The following is a 21,798-nucleotide window of genomic DNA, read 5'->3' as shown; positions in this document are numbered from 1 at the left end:
GTTTCATTTTTTCACGCTAAAACAAAAAAGCCTCTTCCTTCTTTAGTTTAGTTAAAGAATAGGAAAGACTTTCGCGGTACTAAGATTCAATTCGTTTTAATGCAATTTCCATTCAACTAAACGCTCAACTCAAGTTAACTCGGTCTAATTCATGTCATCATATCGTTTTAAGAATTTGCTGGCTAAGCCGGGTACAGTCATTTGATGGACCGATTGATTCTCAATCTCCTCCGCCAAATCGTCATCTGTGAGAGAAACGAAGAACGTAATGTCTGCTTTGGTTTGACCATATCGGGCAAAAACTTCATCTGCTGTCTCATTCACAACTTTGGCAATGATTCGAATGATCTCATCTTTATACTTCTGGACATCCTCTGTTGCATACAACAATCGACTGATATGGTTAAAGTGCGTCTCCTCGCCATATTGATATTCGGAGCAGCCCCATCTGTAATAGATCTCGTCCTGCTCGCTATCACACAGCCCTTGCTCATTCATACTCGAAATATGCCCAGCCAGGGATTCCTCTGTATTTACCGCCAAAAACAGGGTAACCCAATCACTGTCTGTTCCAAAGGCACAAGCATATACTTTCTCATCCTGCACTTTAGACAGCGTTTGTTCCAGATCGGGTAGAAACCCCGCTCGAAATTGGTTTTCAAATTCATTTAAAAAACGGTCCACTCAGCTCATCCTTTCATGCTAATACAGTTTAAGATTCAATTGTCTGTTCAAACCATAAATTAATTGGGCCCAAAAACTTTAACGAGATATTCATATCCCCGCCCTGTTGCTATATAGGTCTCTCAATAACTACAAGGTACCACATAATTACAAATAACGTGCTTACTTCCTACACCCTTAAACAACTATGCTATAATAAAAATACGACTATCCAAGCGAGGTGACGCCGATTAAATGGGGAGAGATTACTGAATTACACCCAGATCGTTTTGTGCTTGTGGAAGCAATCAAGGCAAGTTCCAGCAACCGTGTCCGTCAACTAGAGGATATAGCGGTTATTCAAAACTATGATAATCCTCAAGAAGCCTGGAGCGGTTATAAAGAACTGCACAAGCTCCATCCGACACGCGAGTTATATGTATTTCATACGAGCAGAAGCGATGTTGAGGTTGTAGAGGAATTTTTCTCAGGAGCCTCATGCAAAAATGACTTTGAATTAATGAATGTCCAATTTTCAACATAAGCCATGTAATGATAACCTTTGATGGTTGTCGTTGTGTGGCTTATTTTTGTACACCATGGTTGGGTGACTCAATCCCGGAACAGCGGATCATCTGATGTAATAAACTATAAATCAGCAGCAAAAAAGCCTTGCCCCATTCTTCATGACAAAGAATAGAGAAAGGCTTTCATGCTGCTACTTAATCCTAACTGTAATTCGCAACTAAATCTTCAGTTCTCCAAGCTTAATCAGCTCGACAACTGCCTGCGAACGACCCTTAACATTGAGTTTCTGCATCACATTCGAAATATGGTTACGCACCGTTTTCTCGCTGATGAATAACTGCCCTGCGATGTCACGCGTTGTTTTGTCTTGAACCAGTAATTCGAATACTTCGCGTTCACGGTGGGTCAACAAAAATTTGCTTTTATGATCGATACCCTTCAATGTTCACCCCTCCTTGCTCGGGTTGTGTTGGTGTAACAAGGTTAAGGGGATACAGTCAACTCATCTTATGTCAGGTCAAGGGCGTTGGTTCAGTTTTATAAGAAAAATGGGCAGTAAACATGTGATTCATTGTCCAAAGAGAACGTGAGCAGTTGTCTATATATTTGAGATTATGTAAGACAAACATGCCCCTGCAGCAGATGTTACCATCTGCGCAAAGGCACACTTGTTCATGTCAAAAAACTACCGATTCATTCGATTCATGACACCACCGTTGTGATTACGGTTCATCAGGCCATCGTCAAGGATGCCATCACGGTTATTCGTATCTGTTCCGTTTGTTGGGAAAATGCGCTCCACCATCGATTGGAACGTATCGATCATGCCACTAACGGGCTTACCGTTACGAATATCTGTGGCATAGTTCTCGACATGCTCCACAAAGTCTGGATTGGCTGATACATATACATTCTCGATGTTTGGTGCAAACTGCTTGATTTTGGCTGAAATCTTACCCTTAATCTCAGCTGATGTGTTATCGTCCGTGCTATCTACACGTTGTCCTTCACTTTTCATGCCATAATGCCCATCGTCAGTCCCACGTGCTTTGCCGCTGTTTGTCAGACCACGCATCATGCCAACGGCGCCTGTGCCCATGGTTCCATAGATGCTGCGGTCATTCCCCATATGGCTGCGGTCCGTTGCCGAATTTGTGTTCAGTCCTGGAGCAATTCCGCTAGTGCTGTACGGAGACATTGTGCCCGTACCGCCATTCACACGCATACCACCCATATCGTGATTCATGTTGCCCCCACGCATGGTATCACTGGCATGATTACGCATCGTTCCATTCAGCATGCTCGTACGACCATTGGACTTGCTCTCCAACTTGCCTGCATGACCATCTGCCAAACGAACCGCGACATAAGCATTACGATCCGTTAACATGACACGGGCGGATTTTACTTCCTTCATCTCCGTGATACGTTTTGCCAGCTCTTCGCTGGATTTCAGGTCAGTAACATTGTGCATGCGATAACTTTTCGCACGGATGCCATCCATGCCATTTGTTTCCACACCATAACGGTTAATGCCGTTGGCTTGCTGACGAACACTTTGCGTATGCATATTGTTGGTATCCCGATTCGTGCCACATCCTGTCAAACCGGCCATTACAAAGATTGCAGTAGATAATGATAACGTAATAGCTGTTGCCTTTTTGACTGCTGGCATGTACTCATCCTCCAATGTTTGTTGGTTTTGGTCACAAAGATAGGATGCGCTTCTGTACGTACCGATATGCTGAAAGGATATGGTACCTTACCCTGTAGATTCAGGTCTTCTGGTTTTGGTCTTTGGGCTTTGCTTATCGATCTTTGGTTTTGATCTGTGGACCATGAGATTCTTCGCTATATAAAATAAAAAAACAGTGCTGCTTGTTCGCAGCACTGCCTCGAAATCATATTTGCATCTCAACGCAATAATATCACTTATCTTCCGCCCCGCTCATTTCCCGTCTGTTGATGAGGAAGTCGTTGCGTCATTTGCAGAAATCGATGACTCTTCCAAAGAAGTTGTGGATGCTTTAATTGTATCCGGGAATTTCTCGGCTTCCGTTAGACTTGTCGTATCCATGCCATATGCCCATTGACCATCCGGCGTAATGACCCAGATCTGATCCGATTCGGATGGCACCGTAAGTCCCCGATACACATCTCGAACTTGTTGCCCATTGACCGTCTGTTCAACAGACAAGGTGAATCGTGGAACAGTACCTTTCAGCTCGGACGCTTTACGCACATCATCTGCTGTCGACAAGTTTTTGATTTTGCCGATAAGAGATACGGCATCTGTGGCTTCAATCGTTTTTCCATTCAGTGTCCAGGTATGTTCTGCCGCATCGTTCTCCGATGTCGATGTTAACATCCAGGTAGCTGCCTCACCCTCCCACTCCAGAGACCCAACATTTGTCTCATCCATGTTGAAAGGTGTCGTGTCCAATAAGTCACGACGAGACAAAGCTATGCTGGTAATCGCCTCTGTCTGCACGGCAACCACAGGGCCCGAATCAACACGCACATAACGTGCATCATCTGCTGGAAGCTGGCCACCAATAGCCAGTTTGATCTCCCGATTATCTTTGAGTTTGATATCCATACGTGTAGCATCTGTTCCTAATCCGTACTTATCCAGATCCGTTGGCGCTTCTTCCACCACCAGTTCCTGATTCGCACCACTCAGAGCATCTAACCAACTGCTAACACTGTAACCGTTCAGAGGATAGGCTTTTGGCTCAGCCATCTGCCATACGCCATTATCGAGCGTCAGAGTCGAAGTTGCTACTGTACCGGATGTCTCCTCCGTTGTGTCATGTATTGTAATAGATTGAACATCCCCGGATTGAATACCAAGCAACTTGGCTTGAACCGCTTCTTCTTCCCGAAAATAATTTTGATTGGCCGCGTACACCCAGCCCATAATTAGTACGATGACCACCAGAATCGTTGGGACCCATTTTCTCATACTCGTCTGCGCCTCCACCATAAGAGTACACCAATGATAACAAAGATGAGTGGGAATGCTACAATAGCCACGAAGAAAATTGTTCTTGCCTGTTCGCCGTTCAGGTATGCCATCTCATACCCAGCTTGTACACGTGGGCGAATCGTCAATCCATTTTCTTTCTCACTCAAATAGTTTACCGTATTCAAAATAAAGTCCCGATTGCCACCATTCGCAATTTCCGAATCCTGCATGAAAATGGACGAACCCAGAATAACCGCCTTTGGCTTACCATCCGTTGTATCGGTTGCATATCCTAAATCAACGGGTCCCTGAATATCCTCTTCAGCATCATTGGTTGTTTCATTTTGCAATAAACCACCGATATTTGTCTCCCCATAACTGTCATTCGAAGAATGAATTAACGGTGAAAGGGTGTATTTATCCTGTTCTTTGCTGGTCAGCGCAATCGACAACGACAACATCGGATACAATTGGCTTGCAGCAAGTTTGTCCGTAATTGCATGTGTACCATACTCCGGTACCACCCAGAGTGGCCCCATCGTACTGGCTTGCTGGTTATCCACCATGACTGCATGCTCATCAACGACGCCATAGTCAGCCATCAGAGCATCGATGTTTTTCCAACTGGATTTCATATCTTCTACAAATCCGAGGGATAATAACAGCTTGCCTCCATTACTCAGATACGTGCGAATGGCTTTCATTTCGGTATCACTGAGATCACGTTGTGGGCCAATAATGGCGAGCACATCTGCATCTTCCGGAACCTTTCCGGCTTGATTCAGCTGTAACTCTTCCGTCTGCACATTATTTTGTTCCAAGGAGGATTGCAACGTAGTCATCTGAGCGAGACTCAGCTCTTCATGCCCAGTCAAAAAGACCATTTTGTGCATCTCCGTGGATGACATATTCATGAGCGCCTGCGTAAGTTTTTCCTCACCTGTGAACTGATATGATCCGTCACTGCCGTCACCTGTCGCGGTAAACAAACTGGCGATATCAATCACTTTGTGTTGATCTCCCTGCTCCAGCACAATGGAGCTGCCTGTTATGCCATATTTGGATGCAAGCGCAGGTTCCTGCGTCAGATTATATTGTTTTATTTTCAGCTTGCTGTTACGTTTCGTGTATTCCTCGACCATATCCGTGACCTCACGGTTCAGGACGGTGTTGTTGGCATTTTCGACCGTTAACACCAGAATGTTGACGTCATCCTTCACATTTTTGATCGCAGTAAGGGACTGGTCAGATAACGTGTATTGTTTGTTCGAGGTCAGATCGAGCTGGAAGCCGCCAAGTGAATTCAGGAACAGTGTTAGCAAAATAAAGATGCCAATCACCGCTACGGACAGCACGGTACTGTTGGTATGACTTAACCATTTTTTCATCTTCTCACCTCCACCGCTTCCGTTCCACAATTTGAATGCTTAACAGCAGAAACACACCCGAAAGGGTGACATAATACAAGATATCCGGTCCACTAAGTACACCTTTCATGAAGCTGTCGAACCGGTTAGTCAGTGCAAATGGGTCCAGCCACTGTTGCAAAGCAGAACCTGTATTGCCTGCGAATGAATCAAGCATCCACAAAACGAGCAAAATAATAAAACCCGCCACCGCAGACACCATCTGATGCTGGGATAATGTAGAAGCGAACAGTCCAATCGCCATCATGCTTCCGCCCAGGAAAAATAACCCCAGTGCAGACATCCATACCGTCGTCATATCCAATGTCCCATAGAACGACATGATGAATGGATACACCAGACTACACAGGATGAGCACGACCAGAATGGCCAGAGAAGCAAGATATTTGCCAAAAATAATTTCTGTTACCCGTGCCGGAGAAGTCAGCAACAACTCATCCGTTCCCTGTCTAAATTCCTCTGCAACCAGTCGCATCGTTAACAATGGCACGACAAACAGCAGCATGGACAACGTATCGCCCAACACGAGACGATAATCAACAATACTCGGCTGGTAATATACAAAGCTTGAATAGAACAACAGACTGGTCATCAGTACATATACGGCAAAAGCAAAATAGGACGTTGGTGACAGAAAATAAGCTTGTAGCTCTTTATTACATACCGCCATCATTCGTCTCATTTGGAGTCCTCCCCTTTGCGAGAATGGGGCGAAGTATCGGCTGATGTACTCGCCGATGTTTCTGATATGCTCGACGAGTCAATGTCCGAAGTTACATCCTGATTCGTCTGTTTCCCATCAACCTTATCCACATCTGCCAAATTCACGTCTGTGTCCGTTGTTTCGGTTGTGGTCAGCTTCAGGAAGATTTGCTCCAGACTCAGATTCTCCTTCTTCATCTCCAGTATCGGTAAACCTGCACCTGACAAAAGGTAAAACAGCTCCTGCCGGAAATCTTCCGAGTTTTCTCCAGTAAGCAGCATTTTAACCGTATTCGCTGAATCTGAATTAAGTGAACTATCTTTGGTGGGATTCGCATCCGACGCTTGAATGACTTCACTCCGCACCTTCTCCCATGGTGTCAGCACATTATGTAATTGCTCCGCAGTGGCCTTCACTTCTATCGATACCTTGAACTGATCCCCCATTGCTGATTCGAAATGCTGAGGTGAACCATCCAGCACGAGCTGTCCCTGATTAATGATCAACATTCGATTACAGAGCGTGCTCACTTCAGGCAAAATATGCGTACTGAGCAGCACCGTATGGTTCTCGCCCAATTCTCGGATTAAATCCCGGATCTCGATAATCTGGTTTGGATCAAGGCCCGATGTTGGCTCATCCAGAACCAGCAGATCTGGCTTGTGAATAATGGCTCCTGCTAGCCCAAGGCGTTGTTTGTATCCTTTGGATAACCCACGTACCATTTGCCTTTCCCGACCCTGAAGTCCCAGTCTGCTAACCATCTCACTGACCCGCAGCTTAACCTCACGTGCCGGGACATCTCGCAAATTGGCTACGAATTTAAGATAGGACTGCACGGTCATATCCGGATAGAGTGGCGGCGTTTCAGGCAGATACCCAATCTTGGAACGAACACGCTGACCCTGCTCATGCACCGATACCCCATCCACCATAATGGAACCCGCGGTTGGATGCAGATAACCCGTAATCATACGCATCGTTGTTGTTTTTCCGGCACCATTGGGTCCGAGAAAGCCAACAATCTCACCACGTTCCATGGTGAAATCCAGTTGATGTACGCCGCGTTGCCCTTCGTAGACTTTGCTGACCTGTTTCACTTCGAGCACATCATTCATCCTTTCCCGTTAAAATACCCGTGCACCATCGTTCGTGATATAAATTCAACTGAAAATATTACACTTGCACTCCGATGACAGAATAACCTTCCGATCACTGTTATCCCCAGATTTTTTTGATTCCTTCATTTCAGAAGGAAAAATCCGCTGATAAAGGTGAACGCTTCGCTTCTTCAAGTTATTTCTGCCCTCTCCGTTATCGTGTAAATGTTATGTTGAACTTATGTAATAGATGATAGACACGGGAAGTTCCTTGTATATTACGTGAGCTATCCTAGCCTCAGCTTAATGACACTTAAAAGGCAGCTTAAAAATATTTGTCCAAAATGTGAACATTCTGACCAACACCCACACCCTGCGCTTAAAGCCAACGTAACATAGAGTACAGGAGAATGTGCTCCTGACCAAAAGTCAGAGGGTGAATCGTGTGAAAGTATTATTCACGTTTTATGTTCCGAGCGGTGGCGTGGATACGTTAAATCGACTGCGCACCGCTGTTCTGAAACGCCATGGCATTGAAGCGCACCTATTGTATCTCAGCACAGGCTCGGGATTGCAGAACAACAGTGATACACCCATTTTCACCGCATCCAGTGACGAGGATATCCATCATATCATCCATACTCATCATTATGATGCCATCATTGCCACTTCAGACATCGCTATGCCTGGCCGCTTGAGAGGACTTGGTTATACCGGACGAATTATTTTTGAAGCGCAGGGACTCGGAGCACGCGATCAAGCTCTGGAAACGATACAGATGGGTGTCCCATACCTCCAAGCTCATTGTGATGCTGCCGTTATACCTCCCACAGACCACCTGCTGGATATGTTCATTCATATCTGTCCTTGGCTTCATCGGTTTGTTATTCCCAATATGCTGGATACAGACACCTTCGCACCAATCTTGGTGGATACCCCACCCTATCCGGTGCTGGCTTGGGTAGGACGACTTGAACACAACAAAAACTGGCGTGAATATCTAATCATATCGAGTGAAATTGTCAAAAAAAATCCGGAAGCCAGACTATGGTTGTTCCACGATCCAACTTTGGCTAATCCAGAAGATGAAGTCATGTTCCGGCACATGCTGGCAGAATACGGGCTTGAGGATCGGATTGGGATCTTCATCAATGTTCCTCACTCTCAGATGCCTGCATATTATTCCATGATTGCCGCTTCAGGGGGCATCATGTTATCCACTTCCCTGCTTGAAGGATTTGGTTATGCCGTCGCTGAAGCTATCAGTTGTGGCTGCCCGGTGCTCAGCACGGATTCGGATGGTGTGCGTTCATTTATCACACATAATAAGACTGGTAAGTTTTATCCAATTGGAAATGTAGAGGCCGCTGTAGCCGAAGCAAGGGACCTCATGAATAACAAGAAATTGCGTGAGTATATTCGCATTCAGGGCAGACAGCATATGAGCTTGTCTTTTTCACCAGATCGATATGCCATTTCTTTCCGTGAAATGATGACAGCACTGCGAATTTTCCATTGAGCATAGCAAAAAAGGCAGTTCAGCAAAATTTCTCTGAACTGCCTTAGTATGGTTTTTATAAAATCTTAGTGTCCCATCATCATCGCGGGATCAGGCTTGTCGCCATTTTGAAGTTCTTCTTCCGGCATCGGTTTTGGTTTCCGCAGAATCAGACTGAGCAAACATCCGAACAATGCAATACACGCGGCCAGGAAGAACGTATCATTGAAACCAGCCACCAAACCATGCACGATAGCGGTCGGCTCTGTACTCGTTGTATTGTCTGCGATTCTTGAAGTCAGGAAGCCTGTAAGCCCTGCAACCGCAAAGGACACGACTACTTGCTGTGCAGCAGCCGTGAGCGGTGTAACCCGTCCAACCAACTTGCGCGGTGCAGCATTTAATACATGCGTATTGAGTGGCATCATGGACAAGCCCATACCCAGACCCATCATGACCAGAGCCGTTATAATCAGGCCAAGACCTGTCTCTGCCGTAATGGAGGACAGAATAAACAATGCTCCCGAAATAATACCCAGACCCACAAAGGCCAGAGGTCTAGCACCGATTTTATCAAACAACCGACCACCAAGCGGCATACCCACTCCGGAAGCCAATGCCTGTGGCAGTAGAATCAATCCTGTTTCCAGTGCAGTGTACCCTTTGATCTGCTGCAAATAAAGCGGGATCAGGATCATCGCACCGAACAGCGCCACTTGTGACACCCATGCGAGAATAATTCCCCGTGAGAAATCAGATGATTTGAATACCCGGAGTTCGAGCAATGGATTTTGATGACGAAGCTCCACAATAATGAACAAAATGAGCGCTACACCACCCACAATGACACCCGTCAAAGTTGTTGCAGACGTCCAGCTCGTTCCGCCCTCACTCACACCGTAAGCCAGCATCGAGAACGCAATTGGCGCCAGAATCATGCCGAGCAGATCCAGTGCAGGTGTGCGTCCACGATCTGTATCCGGCAAAAACTTGATACATAGAATGAAAGCTGCAATACCAATTGGCAAGTTAATCAGGAAGATCCAGTGCCAGCTCAGTGATTCAATAAACCACCCGGACAACACCGGACCCAATGCGGGGGCAAGCAACATCGGAATTCCCAGCATCCCCATGATGGAACCTCTTCGCTCAGGCGGAGCCAGACGAAAGACCATCGCCATACCAATAGGAGCAACCATGCCTCCACCAAGGCCTTGAATGATACGGTAAATGATTAATTGCTCAGGTGATTGAGCGATCGAGCATAATACAGAACCCAAGGTAAACATGGCAATCGTGAACAGAAATACTCTTTTGGCACCAAAACGGTCCGTTAACCAGCCTGCCAGTGGAATAACTGCAGACAAAGCCAAGGTGTAACCCGTAACCGTCCATTGGATCGTTTTAAGATCCGTTTCGAAATATTGAACGAGATTCGGAATGGCCACGTTCACCACCGTGCTGTCCAGTATAACCATGATCATACCGACGATAATAGCCAGGAGTGGCAGTATAATGGCTTTAAGCGAAAACTCTGCCGGCTCCTGGGGTACTGCTGTTTGTTCTTTCACGTTCTCCACACTCTTTTCCAGCCAGTAGATCGCAGGCTTATCCATGCGTCTCACTCAGCCTATATTGACGACTAATTTCAAACTATCGTTTTAAATCGTCGTTTTAAACTTTCGTTTAATACTGATCTAATTCTAATGAAAATACCTTTGCTGTCAAGCTATTTTTTCAGACAATTCTACTATGGATGCACCACAAAAAAATGGAACAGGCACCTTCCCTGCTCCACACGTTGGTTAATCATGATTATGCAATGATGTCCATATCAATCTGCAACCTTCATCATCTGATATTCTGACAGTATGCCCAATGTCTGACCGTGAATACTTCTGCAATATATTCGAATAACCAGATGCTTCGGTGAAGAACTGTTGCTGATGATCCTCAGTTCATAAGGCTCGGATGACACATCCAGATTATGAATGACCTGATTACCGCCCGCTCCCCCCGAATTTGACGTTAGGTGAAAAAGGTGTCGATACAGTTCTCCGTGAATACTGGCTCCACCAACAAATACATCCGTCCCTTCCTCGCCGCCCACATAGGCCAACTCCACATCCATGTACTTGACGGGAACAAATGTCTGTAACAGATTCTCATGAATCTCAAGTAAATATACCGCCACTGTAGATCCCTCCTTCGGAGCACACGAACCCTTCCTGTACATAGGATATGCTTCCTCTCGTCCATTGCCATTTGCATTCACCCATTTTCGACCAATTACACGGAAATGCCCGACCTTCCGGTCCTCTTTTTTCATAGAATAAAAGGATAGAAGCTCGGCCGGTGCAGGCCGTGACAAGGAGGTAGCTATGAAAGTTCTGCTCGTTACGTATTGGGAGCTTACACATATGGGAGGCATATGGACATATGTTAAACAACTGGCCGACAGGTTAATCGCACTTGGTGTAGAGGTTGATATCATGGGCACAAATGGTGCCAATAACGAAGTATATGTTCGTAATCTGAACCGCGCTTTCTCCAAGGATAAGGTGTGGCACATGCTGCAAGCCAAACTCAATCCGACTGATCTGCCACAATTCACTGCTGATCCTCTTCTCGCTTATTATGAACTGAATAGATATGCCTTCGAGATGGCAGCCGCTTATCTGGGGGTGGAGGACTATGACGTTATTCATGCGCAAGATCCGGTAGCTGCCGTAGCCATAAAACGCATCTTGAACCGCAATATCCCACTGGTTACAAGCTATCATGGCGCTCTTGCACGCGAAGCCTTTTACGATGCTCAAAATTCCAACCCACAGCTTACTCTCCCTTCATATTTGCAATCCAAGCGTGGACGTTATTTTCTCTCATTGGAAGAACGTAGTGCAGCACAGTCCGAGCTCATTCTCGTGTCAAGCCACTGGATCAAGAGTACGCTTACAGAGCTTGCCGTTCCTGAATCAAAGTTCAGACAGATTCCCTATGCTGTAGATCTGCCAGCCTACCGTGCCTCAGCAGCTGTGAAGTTCCGCCAGCGACCACCTGCGGGCAAGAAAGTCATTGCCTTTACCGGACGACTTGAATACATCAAGGGCGTTCATGTGTTAATCAAGGCCTTAGCCAGTCTGAAAAATAAACGTTCCGATTGGGTCTGCTGGATCGCAGGAGAAGGCAATCTAACCGATGAATTGCGTTCACAGGCCGCGTCAACGGGGATTGGAGCCGATGTTGTGTTCTGGGGCAAGCTGGACAATATTCCTTCCTTCCTGCGCCATGCAGATATCTATGTCCAGCCCAGTCTGCAGGACACCCAGCCGTTCTCCGTTACTGAAGCGCAACTGGCGGGTGTACCTGTTATCGTCAGTGGCACAGCCGGCATGCCCGAGATGGTTGAACCTGGACGTACGGGATGGGTTGTTCCTCCGCAGGATGTCGACTCGCTCCGTGAACTGTTGGATGCACTACTTGAGGATGATGTTACCCGAAGAACAGTGGGGGCGGCGGCGAAAGCTTGGGCTGAACAAAATCGTTCACTGGAAGTGATGGGATTTCGTACATTTCAAGTCTACCAAGAAGCCATCTACAGAGGAGGACATACAATATGACGTTACTTGTACCAAGTGATCTATACAATCGCTGGTTTTCGACTCCAGTTTCCACACCTCACATCAACGTGGATTACGCTGTAATGAATGAATTGATGAAAAAGCTGCCTAAAGGATATATATTTCCCGATCCTGCATCCATGGCGATCATGAATTCAAAAGATTGAGTTGTCCAATGATATGCCGTCTTCATATAACATGCCGAAATATCAAACAAGGGGTGTCCCATCTGTCATATGAATGACTGAGGACACCCCCTTCTCGCTTCAAATGTGTTCTAACGGACCGAGAACACGCTATTACAGATCGTTTTAATCTGTCGCCAACTTGGAATACACATTCAGATCACTGAACGTTTCGCCTGCCCTCTCGTATGCTCTGAGGGTGCCTTCGTATGTGAAATTGAGCTTTTGCAATAGCTTGATAGAATTCACATTATCGGGGTCAACCTTTGCCTCAATACGATTCAGCTTCATAGTCGAGAATGCATGAGCTAATAAAGAAGAGATCGCTTCCGTAGCATATCCTTTCCCCCAGTGTGATCTGGCAATGTCATACCCAATTTCTGCTTTGAGATTGTCAAAATCCAGTGTATTATAACCACATGAACCTATGATTTCGTTGGACTCTTGCACAAGGATAGAGAACCGAATGGCCTTGTTTTCCTGAGCAAGATCATTCAGAAAATTAATCATGGCTATAGCTTGATTTTCATCCGTAAAATGAGTGATATTCATAAATCTAGTTACATCCGGATCAGACCAAATTTTAAACAAGCTGGCCGCATCCGATACGTTCATTTTTCGCAAATATAACCGTTCTGTGTATAACTCTGTAATCAATACTCTTACCTCCATTAGTTTATTAATAGTTGGGTTTAAGATATTGATATCTGCGCATAGTCCAGTCCCTTCCGTGTATGAATCATTTCATTATACAGAGACTTCAGCAATCGATCACCCTTTGTGTCCACGTATCTGTCCATAAAGCAAAAAAAGAGCTTCCACTTATAACACTTAAAAAGCGTTTCATAAGGGTGCTCTCCTGTCCATTTAACACCTATTCCATTCAGCCATCGTTGCCAAATCCATCTACTTCCAGTACCCGCCAACCTGAAGTAAGTTAAACAGAATAGGCCGATGCTTCTCTTGAACTTTTTCCATCTCGGCAACCAGTGCCTTGAAGTGACGTTTGGTTCCCATTGACTCATGCAATCGGTAACACATCAGAGGTTCATTGTAGTAGAACAGCTCATACATTGGAAACAGCCTCATCCACATCTCATAGTCATGGGTGTAGCGAAAATCAGTGTCGAACAGTCCAAACCGCTCGAATGCTTCCATCTCTAACATGACAGTACAGCCGTTGATCGGACAACCTTCCAGCAGTACCTGCAACATCTCCAGACGACTTCCCACTTCCGGATGCACCGTATCCAACCATTCACTCTTCTCATTCACATAATGGTAGGCACCATGGCAGAATGAAGCCTTAACCTCGCGCATAAACTTCAGTTGCTTCTCCACCCGATCCAGCAGCATCACATCATCTGAGCTGAGCCAAACAAAGTAATCCCCTGTTGCCTGCTTGATGCCCTCATTTAATGCTGTCGCGGTTCCACCGTTTTCTTTGCGAATATAGCGGATGGAATCCATGAATGGCTGTAGCCGCTCCACGTGCTCGGTTGACCCATCATCCACCACGATGACCTCGATATGCGGATACGTCTGGTGAATGGCACTGTGAACAGCCTGCTCGATATAAGCACAATTGTAAAAAGGAATGACGATCGATACTTTTGGCTCCATTCGGGCCTTCCCCTCCTCTTACTGTCTTAGGTAAAATGCTGCGCAAAGAGGGCGTTAATCAGCCATCTTTTGGCTTTCTTAACTGCCCTCCCTACGCTACCCGCCAAGCGTCGCTATTCGCTGCAACAGCGGTTCCCGATATCTGGACCATACCATGGATGCCTCTCTGCCGATGACATCCGCATGACGTACCGATCCCATTCCCCCATGCCACCGATAGGCAGTAAGCGGTTCATTCAGGTATGGGAACCGATGACCGTTCAGTACAATACGCATCCAGAGATCCAGATCATGGGTGTAGGGAAGAAGTTCATCGAACAGCCCCACTCCGCTAAAGAGATCCTTGCGAATCATGACCGTGCAACCATTCACTGGATTGCCGTTAACAAACCGTCGTAGTAAATCCATATCCGACATCGGTTCAGGCCCACCATGCATTCTGGTAACTGCCGAATGCTCGTTGATATAGTGAAAGTTTGTATGTGAGACGAGCACATTCTCGCGTTGCATAAACTCCAGCTGATAACGAATTTTATCCGGGTACAGATAATCATCCGAACTGAGCCAGGCTACATAATCACCAGAGGCATGGCGTATGCCATGATTAAGTGCCGAAGCCGTCCCGCCATTGCTTTTGCCAAGCACATGAATATAAGGAAGATAGGGTTGAAGCAACTCTGCATGCCGGGTTGAACCGTCATTCACAACAACGATCTCCACATGGGGATACGTCTGGTTCAGCGCACTCTGAATCGCCTGAGGCACATAAGGGCAGTTGTAGAATGGAATGACAATGGATACTCTCGGATTCAACTTGTCGTCCTCCCTTGCTGGACACGAACATCACTCAGGATATCCTGAAGCGATGTGGCAAATGGAATCATCGGCTGCCAGCCAAGCTTGCGCAGCAGTGATAATTCCTCTTGTTTCCCCGAACCATCCGGACCAGAAGATGCCCCATCCCAGCGAACAGGAACTTCCGCTTCTGTCATGGACAACAGCAGTTCTGCAATTTCACCAAGACTGCGCTCAACTCCAGACACCACCGGGTATACTGTACCACTGGACCCTTGTATCAAGAGGGTTGCATACGCTCTGACTGCATCCCGCACATCCAGAAAGTCACGGGTATTGTCCCGTCCGGACAGACGGAATGCCTCGGTTTTCCCCGCCTGCTCACAGGCAACAACATGGCGTGCAAGCAGTGAACAGATGCCTGTGGAAGGACCCGCACCAATCAGATTGCCTGGCTCCGCCAGCATGATCTGTTGTCCGAAGAGCGACATCCACGACAAGGACACCATCTCTTCCAGCGCTTTGCTGAGACTGTATGGATGCGGAGGCTGGGGAATCCGGCCAGGTTCCGGCGTATATTTTAACCTCGATCCTACAATAACGGTTCGTGCTGTCGGACAACTGCGAAGCGCATCCAGCAGATACAGCACGGCCATCACATTGGTCTCCAGGACCAGTAGCGGATCAGACCACGAATCAGGCACTGAATTTTTGCCAGCGAGATGCAGCACATAGTCGGGCTGCACCTCGCCGATCAGATGACGTACTTGCTGTTTATCGTTCAGATCACAGACATGGACTTGTGCACCTTTACCGAATGAATACACATCCGGCCTCCGGACTACCGCTGCAACCACTGCACCCGCTTCCCGAAAATAAGATACGGCATGTCGCCCGGTAAAACCGGAAGCGCCTGTAATCAGCACTTTTTTGCCTCTCAGCTCTGCTCCATCCATAATGCCAACTCCTTCAGCATTGTAGAATAATCCGGCAGGTCTGTCTTCACATCCTCGCGAGTGGACACCAGCGTACGGTCCTGCACTACACTGTCATCACGCACAATCGTCACATCCTGCTTATCCCAGGTCTGCTTGAACAATACAAGCAGGTCATGCTTGCTGACAGGTGCCGGATGAGCTAAGTGGATCAGACCACTAACCGATGAGGACAGGTAATGGTCTACCCATTTGGCCAGCTCAAGGGTGGTCACACCGTTCCAGAATACGCGGGTATACCCCCCAACTTCACCTGTGCTGGACATAAACCATTGCATCAGACCAATGCCGCCCTGGCGAATCTCGGGTCCAATGATGGACGTACGGATCGTCAGATGACCTTCATCCTGAACTTCGCCAAGTGCTTTGGTGATGGCGTAAGCTGAAGTCCCATCCGTAACATCATCTTCCCGGTATGCTCCCCGTTCTCCGCTGAACACACAGTCCGTGCTGATATGAATCAGGCGTGCACCAATCGTATCTGCAACCCGCCGCAGACGATGTGGCAGGAAACCGTTAATATGATATGCAGTAATTTTGTCCTCATCTGCGAAGTTGTTCAACACACCTACAGCATTAATAATCACATCCGGGTGCACAGCTTCTACCAATCGATCAACCATGAAGCTGTCGTTCACATCCAGGAGCAGACCATTGGGGTCTGTTACATCCCGAGATGTGTAGAAGACGCTGTGTACACCTTGACGGCGGAAATAGTCGACCAAAATATGGCCGGCCATTCCGTTTCCACCAAGTATCAGCAGTTTCATGACAAGAATCCTCCGCGTTTCAGAATTTCACGAATCTCCTCTTTGGTCATGAGTTGGTGTTCAGAACTGAAACTGTTAAAGGAGACCGGGGGACAATTGGTATAATGTTCACGCAGGCCCGGTATGCCCAGGGTAGGAAGAATTACCAGGTACTGCTCATCGTAAACAACGGTGGTCATGCTCTCGAATTCACTCATCAATATTTCATGGATTTTCTCCCCTGGACGAATGCCACGTTCCACAATGCTCACATTCTCCACACCGGAATCCTCAATCAGCACTTCCGCGAGATCAACGATTTTGCAGGTAGGCATCGTCATGACAAAGATCTCTCCGCCGACACTTTCCACCGAAGCTTTGAACAGCAAGGTAATTGCATCCTTCAGCGTAAGAAAGAATCGAGTCATACTCATATCCGTGATGGAGACCTGCCCTTTCTGGCGGATCTGATTCTTGAACAGATGTACCACACTTCCGTTTGTTCCCAGTACATTCCCGCCCCGTACCGTAACAAACTTGGTATCGCTGTGTAACAAGTTTGCATATACAATTAATTTCTCGCCGATCGCTTTTGTCATGCCATAGAAGTTGGACGGATTGGCAGCTTTGTCAGTCGAGATATAGATTACTTTTTCCACCTTGTTCTCAATAGCGGCCTCAATTACGTTCTGTGTACCAATCACATTGGTTTTGAGTGCTTCGTACGGTTGGTCTTCACACACCGGAACATGCTTGAGCGCAGCCAGATGAAATACATAGTCCACATGCTGGCAAGCCGCCGTCAAGGCGTCCTTGTCACGAATATCTCCAATCCGGAAATGAAGACGTGGGTCTTCAAATTCACGACTCATAGCCACTTGGCTAGACTCGTTCCGGGAATATACAATAATTTCTTTGGGCTGCTGGGGCAGTAGTTGAGCCACAAGTTCATAACCCCATGATCCTGTACCACCAGTCACGAGTATACGCTTATTTTCAAACATGCATTTTCCCTCCAAGCAGAAATTTAACCACTTTACTGGATACATCTGTGGCTTTGTAACCTTGCGGGCAATCCCAGTCGCTAGACATCTTTGTCATGACTTTCACGCAATCAGCGATGCGCGCGGCATCCAGACCGGAGACTACATTGCTGCCGCAATCGACCGTTTCCGGCCGCTCGGTAGTTCGACGCATCGTTACGGTCGGCACGCCCATAATGCAACACTCCTCCTGCACGGTACCGCTATCCGTAAGCGCACAGCGTGCATGACGTTCAAGCATTACAAAGTCGAAGAATCCAAACGGCTCGTGAAACTCCACCAGCGGGTTCATCTCCAGATGCAGATGCTCCGCAATCCGGATCGCTGTACGCGGATGAATACTGCAGATCACACGCAACCCGTGTTCCTCTGCGACCTGGTTCAGCCCTTTCATAATCTCCAGCAAATGAGGGGCATGATCCACATTCTCGGCTCGATGGGCAGTAACCAGGAAGTATTGCCCGGACTTCAGCTTGAGCTTTTTGAGTATTTTGCTGGAACTTACTCGCGCGTCGTAGTGCTGCATGACTTCATAGATGGGATTGCCCGTTAGCACGATGCGCCTGCTTGGTACCCCTTCGCTGACCAAATGTTTCTTGCTCTGTTCCGTGTAAGGCATATTAACGGTGGAGATGGCATCAATAACCTTACGATTTTTCTCCTCAGGCACATCCAGGTCAAAGCAACGATTGCCTGCTTCCATATGAATAACAGGAACACCCATGCGCTCAGCCAATACTGCACATAATGCGCTATTGGTATCGCCGAGCAGCAGCAATTTATCAGGCTTCTCCTGCAATATCAGATCTTCCATCTGCGTAAACATCGAGGATAGCTGTCGTCCCAGAGTGGCCGCTTCATCCTGAAGAACGTAATCCGGTGCGCGCAGGCCCATTTCCTTGAAAAAGAGACCGCTGAGACTTTCCGTGAAGTTCTGTCCCGTATGCACCAGAATATGTTTGGACGCGTACTGGTCCAGCTTGGAGATGATCAGGCTGAGCCGTATGATCTCAGGTCTCGTACCCAGCACCGTCATGATCTTCATCGTAATCCCTGCCTTCATCTTGTATTGGAACCCTTGCGCCCTGCTCGGCTACGTCCCGCTTTGGCAGATTTGCGTCTGCGACTAGCCGATTTTCCCATATGTGGACGCGGTCCCTTCGTTGTACGGGTTCTCCCCTTACGTCTGCCAGTTCCGGAAGTACGTTTCAGCCCCTCACGGTCTCGGCGTGAATGAGGTGCAAGTGGCTTGCGACGACGTTTCCGCGTTTTGCCCCTCTGTTGAATCGGCTTTGCAGCCGGGACAGTACTTGAGGCAGCAGGAGCATCGTGACCCAATGCGATTGGAGGTAATGAGGAATGTGGCAACGCCTGTATAACGGTCAGTGGGAATAATAGTGCCCGAACCGTAGTCGGCTCCAGAACCAGTACAGTGCGTAGTCCTCCCTCCCCATAGGTATACACAGGTCCATTCGGAGGTTGGATATAAGCAAACCATCCGGGAAAACGCAATAACCACTGTGTCACCATCGTATGCAGTTTCGTTCGGTAGGTTTCAACGCCGTAGAGCCTTTCCGCTTCTGTCCGATTACGCCACCCCGTATTCGAGGCCAGCTCTGCATCATTCAGCAAGGTTGTTGCCAAGGTGACAAGCGCTTCGGTATCACCCGGCGGGGCCAAAAATGCATCACTGCCTACGGATTCCATTAATTCCTTCAGTCCACCCTGAGCAAAAGCGATGACCGGTTTGGCAAAATAGAGACCCTCCAGTGCGGTCATGCCAAACCCTTCTTTGACCATGCTTGGGATGACCAGGATATCCATCGCGGTATACGCCAGAGATACGTTCTCTTCAAATGTGGTGAAGGTAAACCGGCGTGAATACCCGGATTTTTTCACCCGTGATACACACTCGTCGTAATACTTTTTATCCGATGGTGCCCCGATGATCCAGAAGCGACAGCGCGAATGTGTTTCACAGATCCTCAAGGCCATATCTACAAAAGGTTTCAACCCTTTGGCATCATATATAAATGAAGAAATATAACCGATACAGGTCTGCGATGATTTGAAACCGAGCTCCTTACGCTTGCGTTCGCGCAGATGAACCCAGCGGTCCGGTGCTGGTAGCGCGGGTTCCCAAGTTGGGGAGATAATGGTCACTTTGTCACCTATGCCGGCTTCGTGGAATGGGGCTACCGCTGTCTCGGATATACCGATAATCCAATCCGCGTAACGCCCAATCATCTGGATTGCCTCGTTTGTATGTTCATTTGTATGAATGATCTCGGTAATTTTCCAGATGACCGGAATCTGAAGGGACTTTGCCGCTACAGCCGGCATCACATTAACGCAGGTGTTCGTTAACACCATATCGGGAGCAGTCTCCCGTATGAGGGAGACTGCTTCCTGATACGCTGGTGTATGGCGAAGATGCTCCGCATCATCTGCAATGCCCAGGTAAGGTGTGTACACACCGTGAAGCATCGGCAGAGTGCATATTTTGACCTGAATGCCGAATCTCCGCGCAAGCCCCGCAAGCTTCCCCTCCTGAGGGGCTACGAGCACACATTCAAATATCGTGCCGATCTCTCTCATAAAATGAAGCAGTAGCTTCTCGGCACCTGTAATGCTGCGAGTATTGCACACATGTGAAAATAACATCATCTTTGGTTTCGTTGCCATGGCCGCACGGACCCTGTACACGATTATCCGATACAGGGTACTGTGCACACCTCCTCCCGGCCAGAATTAAGGGAATATGATGGTTAACATTTCATTAATTCTTTTGCCATACGTGTGGTCTTTCAGTGTACGTTCAAGTCCACGAAGTGCAATCTCACGGCGTTCCTTTTCATGAGTAAGATAATATTCCACTTTGTCGAGTAACTCCTGCGGCGAGGAATATGTCTCAATCTCCACACCCGGTTTGTAGAAACGCGCAATGTCATCCCGGGCGTCGGTCAGCTGTAGCGTCGTGGACGCGGCAATTTCAAACGTTCTCGGGTTCGGTGAAGCTGGCGCGATTTTGAGGTGATTATTATTGACGGAATCATCTTCGTGGGATCGATGCAGGTTGATGACAATTTTGGTGCCATTGTACACATCATTGGTCTCCGGCGGACTCATCCAGCGCCCGAGCTCAATCTTCTCGCCATAGGCAGTATAGTCAGGCAGACGGTCCCACCAGATTCCGTTAAATACCGTATTGTGTGACATCAACTGAGGCATGATCGGATTGAAGAAGTATACCCGGTTCCAGTAGGCCGAGCCGATAAAGCTGACATCCCGTTTTAACGGGGAAGGAGTTGTAATCGGAAAGTAATGATTAGTAAATGCGGCAAAAGGGAGGTAGTGAACGGACGCGCAGCCGATTTGTCGATATAGATCGATACAGTTCAGTTCCAACGTGAAGACATGGTCAAAATGTGTCACAATATCCAGCGTCATATCTGTATAGTACGGGTCATCCGTGAGCCAGATCGCCGTCTGAATGCCCGCTTGGCGAATCGCATCGATATGCTCGATGGGGATATCCATTCCATCCAGCACAAGCACAAGATCAGGACGCGTCTGCAGCGCAATTTCAGAAATCGGTTGACGCGGATCAGAGAGGGTTACTTGAGCTACCATACCCTGTAGCGTGGCCATAATGGCCTCATCCAACGGGGAGTAAGGGAAGCCTTTACCCGAGGATACATACAGCACGTGAAGCTGTCGGAAAGGCAACGGTTCCTGTGCACAATTCACAATATAGTTGGCGCGACCGCGCAGATATCCTTCTTCCTTACCTGCGTCATATCCGGCATGTTGCCCATTTTTGCGTGCTTGATCAGCCAGGCTCAGTACGGGTGCATGAACCTTTTTGGTTTTACGGTGTTTGAGAGACATACCGCCACTC

The 21,798-nt window shown here is 47.5% G+C and carries 22 protein-coding genes; 4 read left to right on the top strand and 18 right to left on the bottom strand.

What is annotated here, in order from left to right:
* Window positions 1-144: 144 nt before the first annotated feature.
* The gene (locus tag C161_RS24790; RefSeq protein WP_036673481.1) at window positions 145-684 is read right to left on the bottom strand and encodes a DUF4303 domain-containing protein; all 540 of its coding nucleotides are present in this window, start codon (window positions 682-684) and stop codon (window positions 145-147) included.
* 220 nt (window positions 685-904) lie between these two features.
* Between C161_RS24790 and C161_RS24785 the strand changes: the two genes are divergently transcribed.
* Complete coding sequence (locus tag C161_RS24785) at window positions 905-1,207, top strand: hypothetical protein (protein ID WP_235193924.1); 303 nt, start codon at window positions 905-907, stop codon at window positions 1,205-1,207.
* A 201-nt stretch (window positions 1,208-1,408) separates the two neighbouring features.
* On the opposite strand, the gene C161_RS24780 is transcribed toward C161_RS24785, so the two are convergent.
* From C161_RS24780 to C161_RS24755, 6 genes are all read right to left on the bottom strand, one after another.
* Window positions 1,409-1,633, bottom strand: a complete 225-nt coding sequence (locus C161_RS24780) for a helix-turn-helix domain-containing protein (RefSeq protein ID WP_017692532.1) — start codon at window positions 1,631-1,633, stop codon at window positions 1,409-1,411.
* A 243-nt stretch (window positions 1,634-1,876) separates the two neighbouring features.
* Window positions 1,877-2,866 (bottom strand): YhcN/YlaJ family sporulation lipoprotein, encoded by a 990-nt coding sequence (locus C161_RS31710; protein WP_051449926.1) that lies wholly within the window; start codon window positions 2,864-2,866, stop codon window positions 1,877-1,879.
* 273 nt (window positions 2,867-3,139) lie between these two features.
* Window positions 3,140-4,156 carry a DUF4340 domain-containing protein gene (locus C161_RS24770; RefSeq protein ID WP_036673479.1) on the bottom strand — a complete coding sequence of 339 codons (1,017 nt, stop codon included), beginning with the start codon at window positions 4,154-4,156 and terminating at the stop codon, window positions 3,140-3,142.
* Window positions 4,153-5,547, bottom strand: a complete 1,395-nt coding sequence (locus C161_RS24765) for a GldG family protein (RefSeq protein ID WP_036673477.1) — start codon at window positions 5,545-5,547, stop codon at window positions 4,153-4,155. The genes C161_RS24770 and C161_RS24765 overlap by 4 nt, the downstream gene beginning before the upstream one ends.
* Before the next feature lie 4 nt (window positions 5,548-5,551).
* A complete protein-coding gene (locus tag C161_RS24760) occupies window positions 5,552-6,268 on the bottom strand; it encodes an ABC transporter permease subunit (protein WP_017692528.1) in 717 nt (238 codons plus the stop codon).
* Complete coding sequence (locus C161_RS24755; RefSeq protein ID WP_036673475.1) at window positions 6,265-7,398, bottom strand: ABC transporter ATP-binding protein; 1,134 nt, start codon at window positions 7,396-7,398, stop codon at window positions 6,265-6,267. Before C161_RS24755 ends, C161_RS24760 begins: the two co-directional genes overlap by 4 nt.
* Window positions 7,399-7,834: 436 nt before the next feature.
* Here C161_RS24755 and C161_RS24750 point away from each other — a divergent pair, with 436 nt between their 5' ends.
* Window positions 7,835-8,908, top strand: a complete 1,074-nt coding sequence (locus C161_RS24750) for a glycosyltransferase family 4 protein (protein ID WP_235193923.1) — start codon at window positions 7,835-7,837, stop codon at window positions 8,906-8,908.
* Between the two features lie 65 nt (window positions 8,909-8,973).
* On the opposite strand, the gene C161_RS24745 is transcribed toward C161_RS24750, so the two are convergent.
* Together C161_RS24745 and C161_RS24740 are read right to left on the bottom strand one after the other, a co-directional pair.
* A complete protein-coding gene (locus tag C161_RS24745; RefSeq protein WP_235193922.1) occupies window positions 8,974-10,503 on the bottom strand; it encodes a DHA2 family efflux MFS transporter permease subunit in 1,530 nt (509 codons plus the stop codon).
* 218 nt (window positions 10,504-10,721) lie between these two features.
* Window positions 10,722-11,081 (bottom strand): hypothetical protein, encoded by a 360-nt coding sequence (locus tag C161_RS24740; RefSeq protein WP_036673468.1) that lies wholly within the window; start codon window positions 11,079-11,081, stop codon window positions 10,722-10,724.
* Window positions 11,082-11,268: 187 nt separating this feature from the next.
* Between C161_RS24740 and C161_RS24735 the strand changes: the two genes are divergently transcribed.
* Complete coding sequence (locus C161_RS24735; RefSeq protein WP_036673467.1) at window positions 11,269-12,507, top strand: glycosyltransferase family 4 protein; 1,239 nt, start codon at window positions 11,269-11,271, stop codon at window positions 12,505-12,507.
* On the top strand, window positions 12,504-12,674 hold the full coding sequence (locus tag C161_RS32825) for a hypothetical protein (protein ID WP_164783209.1): 171 nt from the start codon (window positions 12,504-12,506) through the stop codon (window positions 12,672-12,674). Before C161_RS24735 ends, C161_RS32825 begins: the two co-directional genes overlap by 4 nt.
* A 144-nt stretch (window positions 12,675-12,818) precedes the next feature.
* On the opposite strand, the gene C161_RS24730 is transcribed toward C161_RS32825, so the two are convergent.
* The 9 genes from C161_RS24730 to C161_RS24690 form a co-directional block, all read right to left on the bottom strand.
* A complete protein-coding gene (locus tag C161_RS24730; RefSeq protein ID WP_036673464.1) occupies window positions 12,819-13,349 on the bottom strand; it encodes a GNAT family N-acetyltransferase in 531 nt (176 codons plus the stop codon).
* A 249-nt stretch (window positions 13,350-13,598) separates the two neighbouring features.
* Window positions 13,599-14,315 (bottom strand): glycosyltransferase, encoded by a 717-nt coding sequence (locus tag C161_RS24725; RefSeq protein ID WP_036605845.1) that lies wholly within the window; start codon window positions 14,313-14,315, stop codon window positions 13,599-13,601.
* A gap of 96 nt (window positions 14,316-14,411) precedes the next feature.
* Window positions 14,412-15,128, bottom strand: coding sequence for a glycosyltransferase (locus tag C161_RS24720; protein ID WP_036673462.1), 717 nt, complete (start codon window positions 15,126-15,128; stop codon window positions 14,412-14,414).
* Window positions 15,125-16,066 carry an NAD-dependent epimerase/dehydratase family protein gene (locus tag C161_RS24715; protein WP_036673459.1) on the bottom strand — a complete coding sequence of 314 codons (942 nt, stop codon included), beginning with the start codon at window positions 16,064-16,066 and terminating at the stop codon, window positions 15,125-15,127. Before C161_RS24715 ends, C161_RS24720 begins: the two co-directional genes overlap by 4 nt.
* The gene (locus C161_RS24710; protein ID WP_036673457.1) at window positions 16,048-16,875 is read right to left on the bottom strand and encodes a dTDP-4-dehydrorhamnose reductase family protein; all 828 of its coding nucleotides are present in this window, start codon (window positions 16,873-16,875) and stop codon (window positions 16,048-16,050) included. The genes C161_RS24715 and C161_RS24710 overlap by 19 nt, the downstream gene beginning before the upstream one ends.
* A complete protein-coding gene (locus C161_RS24705; RefSeq protein WP_017692517.1) occupies window positions 16,872-17,858 on the bottom strand; it encodes a polysaccharide biosynthesis protein in 987 nt (328 codons plus the stop codon). The genes C161_RS24710 and C161_RS24705 overlap by 4 nt, the downstream gene beginning before the upstream one ends.
* Entirely contained in the window at window positions 17,851-18,942 is a 1,092-nt protein-coding gene (gene wecB / locus C161_RS24700) for a non-hydrolyzing UDP-N-acetylglucosamine 2-epimerase (RefSeq protein WP_036673587.1), read from the bottom strand. The genes C161_RS24705 and wecB overlap by 8 nt, the downstream gene beginning before the upstream one ends.
* 14 nt (window positions 18,943-18,956) lie before the next feature.
* A complete protein-coding gene (locus C161_RS24695) occupies window positions 18,957-20,582 on the bottom strand; it encodes a glycosyltransferase family 4 protein (RefSeq protein WP_156946162.1) in 1,626 nt (541 codons plus the stop codon).
* Window positions 20,583-20,648: 66 nt separating this feature from the next.
* Window positions 20,649-21,788 carry a CgeB family protein gene (locus tag C161_RS24690; protein ID WP_036673455.1) on the bottom strand — a complete coding sequence of 380 codons (1,140 nt, stop codon included), beginning with the start codon at window positions 21,786-21,788 and terminating at the stop codon, window positions 20,649-20,651.
* Between the last annotated feature and the right edge of the window lie 10 nt (window positions 21,789-21,798).

The sequence above is a fragment of the Paenibacillus sp. FSL R5-192 genome (genome assembly GCF_000517845.1).
GTDB lineage: Bacteria > Bacillota > Bacilli > Paenibacillales > Paenibacillaceae > Paenibacillus > Paenibacillus amylolyticus.
Note: the sequence above shows the minus strand (reverse complement) of the source record. Positions and strands in the feature narration are given on the sequence as shown.